Annotated in this window: 5 protein-coding genes and 1 riboswitch; all 5 genes read right to left on the minus strand. The window is 35.1% G+C overall.

Translation table 11 applies throughout. From position 1 onward, the window contains the following. Window positions 1-951: PKD-like domain-containing protein (locus tag K8V80_RS10375; RefSeq protein WP_276777734.1), on the minus strand; the 951-nt coding region annotated here is incomplete at its 3' end. 15 nt (window positions 952-966) lie between these two features. Beyond that, window positions 967-2,976: a TonB-dependent receptor plug domain-containing protein gene (locus tag K8V80_RS10380; RefSeq protein WP_276777736.1), complete on the minus strand. Its 2,010-nt coding sequence runs from the start codon at window positions 2,974-2,976 to the stop codon at window positions 967-969. Between the two features lie 12 nt (window positions 2,977-2,988). Next, window positions 2,989-4,155, minus strand: a complete 1,167-nt coding sequence (locus K8V80_RS10385) for a hypothetical protein (protein WP_276777738.1) — start codon at window positions 4,153-4,155, stop codon at window positions 2,989-2,991. A gap of 110 nt (window positions 4,156-4,265) precedes the next feature. Further along, a riboswitch (cobalamin riboswitch) is annotated at window positions 4,266-4,471 on the minus strand. Window positions 4,472-4,674: 203 nt separating this feature from the next. Beyond that, on the minus strand, window positions 4,675-6,036 hold the full coding sequence (gene mgtE, locus K8V80_RS10390) for a magnesium transporter (RefSeq protein ID WP_276777741.1): 1,362 nt from the start codon (window positions 6,034-6,036) through the stop codon (window positions 4,675-4,677). A gap of 408 nt (window positions 6,037-6,444) precedes the next feature. Then, window positions 6,445-7,218, minus strand: a 774-nt coding sequence (gene thrC, locus K8V80_RS10395; RefSeq protein WP_276777744.1) for a threonine synthase, incomplete at its 5' end; no start/stop codon positions are given.

The following is a 7,218-nucleotide window of genomic DNA, read 5'->3' on the forward strand; positions in this document are numbered from 1 at the left end:
AGGTAGGGGTAATGTATTTACCATTCCTGAATTTATAGAAGAGAAAGACCATGAATCCCAACTGTTTGGTGTAAGATATCGACCCTCTGCCATAACACCTGAATAATCGAATTTTTCTGGAACACTCTCTCCATCATCTCCCAAATAATAAGAACAATAACCTTCATGCCAACCTCCAAACCAATAATCGGCTGGATCTACAGAAGCATATCCATCTCCAGTATCGGGGTTATCTATAAAAATAACTCCATCTTTAAAATCGGATGCTGTATAGACTTTAGCTATTTTTGAGTTTTTTATTGAAAACTGCCCATCTCCATTGGCATCATAACCAAAACCTCTAATAGAATGACCATCTATACCTCCAAAACCAGCTCCTAGAAATACAAAAAGGCGAGGATCAGCCTTAGCTATTTCCAATATCATCTGCTGACCTGTTGGCTCATTTTTTTCATCCCAACGGTATCCCCAACTTAAGAAATGCACATTATCTTGTTCTGGATCTTCCCATTCATCACCACTAATCCATTGAACAGATAAAACTGATTTATTTTTCCCTTCACCAGTCCAAAATTGTATATCATCAATACTTTTTACTGGATCAAAAGCAACATACACATTGATCACTACAGACGCAGTAGCCTCATCTTTAGTTGTATATGCAGTAAATTGCACATTATAACTTCCTGTTTTCTGAGGTACAAAAGTATAAGTCAGCTCTTTGGATACATCTTCTCCATTGAGTGTCCACTCATAACGAGCGTCTAAACCATTTTCAACTTTTGCTTCTAGTGCAAGTTCTTTACCTAACACTAAATCTTGTTTATCACCATTTACAATCGACACTGATAAAGGCAATATCTCTTCTTTACTAGAGTCACTATCACTACAAGAAGTTAAACTTGCCATGAAAATAATACATGACAATAAATAAAAGATTCTCTTTTTCATTGTTTTTATTTTAAATTAAAATTCAATCATAATAGAGCATAATACATTACGAAGCGGCATCGGGTAATATTGAGTCGATTCATAATAGGTATCTAAAATATTATCAATACGAATTTGAGGACTGAGCTGTACTCCACCTTTTAAATTCCATTGATAGCCGAATAATAAATTATGAATAGTATATGGACGAGTAGAATACGATTCATCCGTCGTTACAAACCGTTTACCAATATAAGTCGTTTGCCAAGAACAAAAAGCCCGTTTATAGTCAAAAGCCAAGCGAGAATTCCACTTAAACTCAGGCACGTAAGGAATCTGTTTCATATAGGAATTATCATCTATATGCTGCCTTTTACGAGTTCGAGAGCGTGCCCAACTAAAGTTTCCCGATAAACTCGTCTTTAATTCTCCAAATTTCAATTCTAACTTACCCGCAAACTCTGCTCCTGTTGAAAGTACATTCCGTTTATTTTGAGGTGTCCATATCCATTGATTTCCATCTTTAGGTAACCAGAGAATCCAGTTATCTATATACATAATATATCCCGAAGCTTCTGCATTGAGTGTTATCCAGGATGCTAGCTTCTTTTTATACCCTATTGAGGCATCATAAGAATATCCATCTTCTGGCTTTACATCTGGATTTCCTCCAGGTCGCCAATATAGATCATTCATACTAGGAAATCGGTAATTATAGGATATACTCCCTTTTATATAAAATGACTTATCAAAGAAATTAGTAGCAAAACCTGCTGTCCAAGTAGAAACATTCTTTCTATTATTCTGCTCAAACATATATTGTCCATGCAGTTGAAGCCACCTTAAAGGACTCCACCTTGCAGACATTTGCCAAGACAATACATTGCGATAATGCCGCAATGGAGGCTCGGGTTCTGGAATATGATAATAGGTGTTGTCAATTATGTATTTGGCAGAGTCAACATCAATATAGCTACTCACATTTATTTGATCATGTGTATAAGTAAGTGTAGTGTTTAAAACAAGTTCATCGATGGGAGCACAAGAATAATCAGCTACTCCCTGCCAAGTTTTCGAGGAGTTAATATTTCCTTCTGGATCAAATAATCCACCATCAAACCATTTATCATATTTCAATCGATAATAAAGCCATGCCCCCTTCAGATGAAACTCGTGAATGCCCCTTACATAATCAAAGCCAAAGTACCCTCTTACGTTTTTTTCATGTTGTTGTTCATGAGTTTTCCCGACTATCCCCAAAGGCTGTGGCAACATCCTTTTACCTTGTTGCAACCAGCCAATAGCTGTAAGTTGGGTATATCTAGTTGGTTTAAAGTAGCCTTCTTGTATTACTCCAAATTGTGAATATTCAGCATCCTCTCTTTTTTCTCTAAATTGATCACTTGTCAGTACCTTATTAATATAGGTGTAATCATTATCTGAATGCTGATAAAACAATCTTGTTTTTGTTGCAATTTGACTTCCTCCAAAATTAACTTGGCCTCCTCCTGTATATGTATTATATGAACCATATTCACCAAAGGCTTTACCTGTTACTCCTTTATTCCAATCGGGATCATTGAAGATATTAACACTTCCTCCTACTGCTCCTGTTCCACTCTTCACATGACTACTTCCATAGTATAGATTTACGTTATCTGCGAAAAATACTGGAATTTGAGAAAAATCAAAGACTCCTGACATAGGTGGTGTTATATTGATTCCATTCCAATTTACACGAGTTTGTGCTGCACTTCCACCTCGAAAAGACGCAGTAGATAATGCACCAGTACCCAGACTCTTTATATAAGTTGCAGAATTATCGGTTAACAATTCTGAGAAAGAGCGGGTTTTATTAATTTGTAATAATTGTGGTTCAATATGGGATACTTTTGCCCCTGCATTAGCCTCATTGGCATGTTGAATTCTACGAGCTACTATTTGCACTTCATCTAGGTTCAATCCATAAGCAACTGAATCTTTTTTCTGCGCGAAACCATTCAGCACTAAAACAGAGAAGAAAGCTATAAATACTATTTGTTTCATCTTTTACTGTGCTTAATTTGATTCAGGGAAATAGACTTGACTAGGGTAAACTCCTACCCTATAACTTTTTATATTTCCACTTTCTTTGTAATGACGTATATAACCTCGCTGAGCTGAATAATCTAAGCAATCACAGATATAAACTTCTCCTTCTGGACTTACTCCACAGCCATACATCATATCTATACCAGGCAAGTGGCGATGTAATTCAAAAGTACCATCAACAGTATTCAATACATAAATACTTTGCTGAGAATCATTTTTACTTCCTGGCTTATAGGTACGGACACTAAAATAAATCTTGGTTTTACTTGCATCTATATCAGTGCGATTATAACTTATTGCTCCAATCACATCACCCTCTTGTGCTTCCTTTTTTTTAACAAAAGGCAATTGAAAAGTTTGAACGACTTGCTCTGTTTTAGGATCAACACACTTCAATAAGACACCCGACAACTTATTATTTTGATAATCATTCATTAGTGCCCAAATTCTATTATTTCTATCTTTTAATAACTTACAGGTTTTTGTTATCTCATCATTATGAACCTCTTCAATCATGCGGCTACCTTCTTCGGTAATATCATCTAAATCAAAAACATAAAGTCCTCTTGATGTCATACCAAATAATTTATTCTCGGCTACTTCCATATATTCAACCCATCTTCTTATCACTATATATTCTAAGGGAGTGCCATAAGGAGGTACCGTACGAATTTTCACTAATTGACTAGGTAAGTCGGCACCAGCTACATTATTGCTCAATAAATCAGATACAATAGCCGTTGTATCTGAAATAGCAACAATCTGACGAGGCAAACCTGCTTGGGTATAAAGTATAGTTCCTTCTGATTTAAAAGTTGTGGGATGGACTATCTCTATTTTTTTGGAATTATTTAAAGTTATAAAGTACTTACCATTTATCAGTTGAATAGCTTGTGCTACGTCACCTAATGGGCGATTGTTGACAACTCGAAAGACATCTGGGCTAACCATACCATTTCGATAGAGCACTGATATAGCTCCCATATTGGTAAATATCCGACCCTCATTTAATATGATTGCCTCAATATTTCCCTCGCCTACACCAGCAGGAAAGTCTTCCTCATATTCACAAGAAGAAAATACTGATAATAAAAATAGGATATAGAATAGCTTTAAAACAGATTTAAATTGCATATATCATTTGGTTTTAATCCTCTCAGGGAGCCATAAGATACAAGCATCTAATCCAGATTGATAAGCTAAATAGACAAGAATTATATCCCGTTTCTTAAATCCCCCGAAACAGTAGATTGTATTTTTAGGCAGGTCTTCTGACTCGCTTCCTTTCTAACTGCCCTTCCCATCATCTACCGACAGTGGATATTGTAGTATTTATTAGAAAGTTATAAAAGCTTACAGCAGTGGGTCTGTTCAGGATTTACACCTGATTCCCTTTTCACTTCTTTGGATAAAGTACTATCCTAGAAGCACCTAAAAACTAGATTATTTATTTTGAATGTGAAGATAATAATTTTTTAATAACCTCTATAAATTTATTGCGTTAAAATTTAATTTTAATTAATATTTTAAAATTATTCTATACTTCATATTATAAGAACTAAAGATTTATAGAGTGAATCTCTTTCTCGCAAATATCTTAAACCCAAAAAAAGGCTCACTAGGAGCCTTTTTTTCTATTCTAGATCTATCTACTTAAACATGAATGATATCTGTTAACAATTGAACTGACAGCCAGAAGTACACCATAAGTGCACATGCGTCAACAACAGTTGTAATCAGTGGTCCAGCCATTACAGCAGGATCTAATTTTAGCCACTTAGCTGCCATAGGTAAAATACTACCAACTACTTTGGCCAAGATTACTGTCACGTATAAACTAATACAAATGACAAAAATAACATTCAAAGGAACGGAGTCGAAAAAGTAAACTCGAGCAAAATTTAAAGCAGCCAACAATAGACCAACGATCAAACTCACACGAAACTCTTTCCAAATAACTTTCCAAAAATCCTTGCTCGATATTTCTCCCAAAGCCATACCTCGAATAACGAGTGTAGATGATTGTGCACCTGCGTTACCCCCTGTATCCATCAGCATAGGAATAAAAGCAGCAAGCATTACAGCAGACTCTAATACCTCTTCGTATTTGTGAATAATCATACCCGTAAAAGTAGCTGAGATCATCAAAACCACCAACCATGTTATTCTATGCTTAGAATGTGACCACACAGACTCTTTTAAATATTCAACTTTAGAAGGATCAATAGCGGCCATCTTGTGAATATCTTCGGTACTTTCTGCCACAATAACATCCATTATATCATCTACCGTAATAATACCCACCAAACGATTTTCCTTATCGGTTACAGGCATAGAGTTTAAGTCATATTTTCTAAATAAATCGGCCACAACCTCTTGGTCTTCTGTAGCTAAAACGGACACAACATTCTTTTCCATGACGTCAACAATGGCAGCCTTAGGATCAGATAAGACCATCGTTTTCAGAGAAATAACTCCTTCCAACTTTCTTGTTTCACCTATTATAAAACAAATATCATTGTTGTTATTAATATTGGCTAAGTTCTTATACTTCACCAGAGCCTCATCTATCGTCATATAACTTCGTAGAGCTACATACTCCACAGTCATAACACTACCCGCACTATCTTCGGGATATTTTAAGAAAATATTAATTTGAGTGCGAATGTCTGGAGAGGCTTGTTCTAATATCCTTTTCACCAAGTTGGCTGGAAGCTCTTCAATAAAATCGACCGTATCATCGAGCTGCATCTCAGTTATAATAGCCTGAATTTCTTTATCTGAAATATGTTCTACAACTGATTTTTGGATATCTGAAGGTAAATTACTAAAAACTTCTGCAGATAAATCTTTCGGTAATATTCTAAATAAAACTAAACATTTATCATTGGGTAAATCATCAAATAAATCGGCTATATCAATAGGGTTCATATCGGCGAGCATTTCTCTTGCAAGCTCAAACTGATGAGTTCTGATTTTTTCAGCCAATTCATCCAGTATTCCTTTTTTATCCATGGTTTCAGTTTTAATCTGTCAATAATTTGAGTTGGGGTAAAGTAATCACGTCCAGTAAAAGACGAAACCACTTCGTTTTATAAGTAATAATGAATGGTAATCTTAATTTGTTTAATAATAAAACTTTTTAATCAAAATATTAGACAAATTCTAAAATCAATACGTAAACTACGGCATTTACGAGTAAAATTCCTACACAGAAGAGGAACTTCTGACACCGACATGACAATGCGATGACACCGACATGATGATTGCTTGACACCGACATGCTATTCCTTTGCTCTTGATCAAATAATACCTTTTATTCTATATATAGCTAATTATCAAATACTTTTAAACCCTATTGTTTCAATTAAAGTACATTTAGAATAAAGGCTGTCTCAACATGAAGTAAGACAGCCTTTATTGCTATTTATATAATAAAAAGTTTTTAAGATTTTCATAGCTTTCAATTTCGTAAGAATGCTTCGGTTTATCCAAAATGGGTTGTAAACTCTGAGGTATGGGTATGTGGATTCCTAAGTATTTTTCAATACTTTCAGGGAATTTTACGGGATGAGCAGTTTCTAGAAACACACCAATCGTATCGGGGTATTGCTTGCGATAGGCTGCCAACCCCAAATATCCAACAGCACCATGAGGATCAGCTAAATATTGAGTTTCAGCATAAAGTTCTTGAATGAGTTGTACCGTTTCTTCATCAGAAAAAGAATAAGAAGACAGTTTTTCTTCTAGCAGATTAGTCTTCTGCTGAAACAACTCTAATATACGAGTGAAGTTACTAGGGTTACTTACATCCATCGCATTCGAAATCGTTTCTATTGTTGGGTGTGGCTCATACTTTTGAGTACTCATAAAACGAGGTACAGTATCGTTCACATTGGTAGAAGCAATAAAATGATTGATAGGTAGCCCCATCTGCATAGCCAGCATTCCTGCACATATATTACCAAAGTTTCCACTAGGAACAGAAACAAGAATAGGCTTATTTATTGATTTTAATTTTTGATAGATTAAAAAGTAATAAAACATCTGGGGTAACCACCTAGCAATATTAATAGAATTGGCAGAGGTGAGGTTTTTGGTTTGTAATTCAGGATCTAAAAAGGCTCTTTTCACCATATCTTGACAATCATCAAAAGTTCCTTTTACTTCAATTGCTGAAATATTTTTGCCTAGAGT

It is taken from the genome of Bacteroides coprosuis, from assembly GCF_020741705.1.
Lineage (GTDB): Bacteria > Bacteroidota > Bacteroidia > Bacteroidales > Bacteroidaceae > Bacteroides_E > Bacteroides_E coprosuis.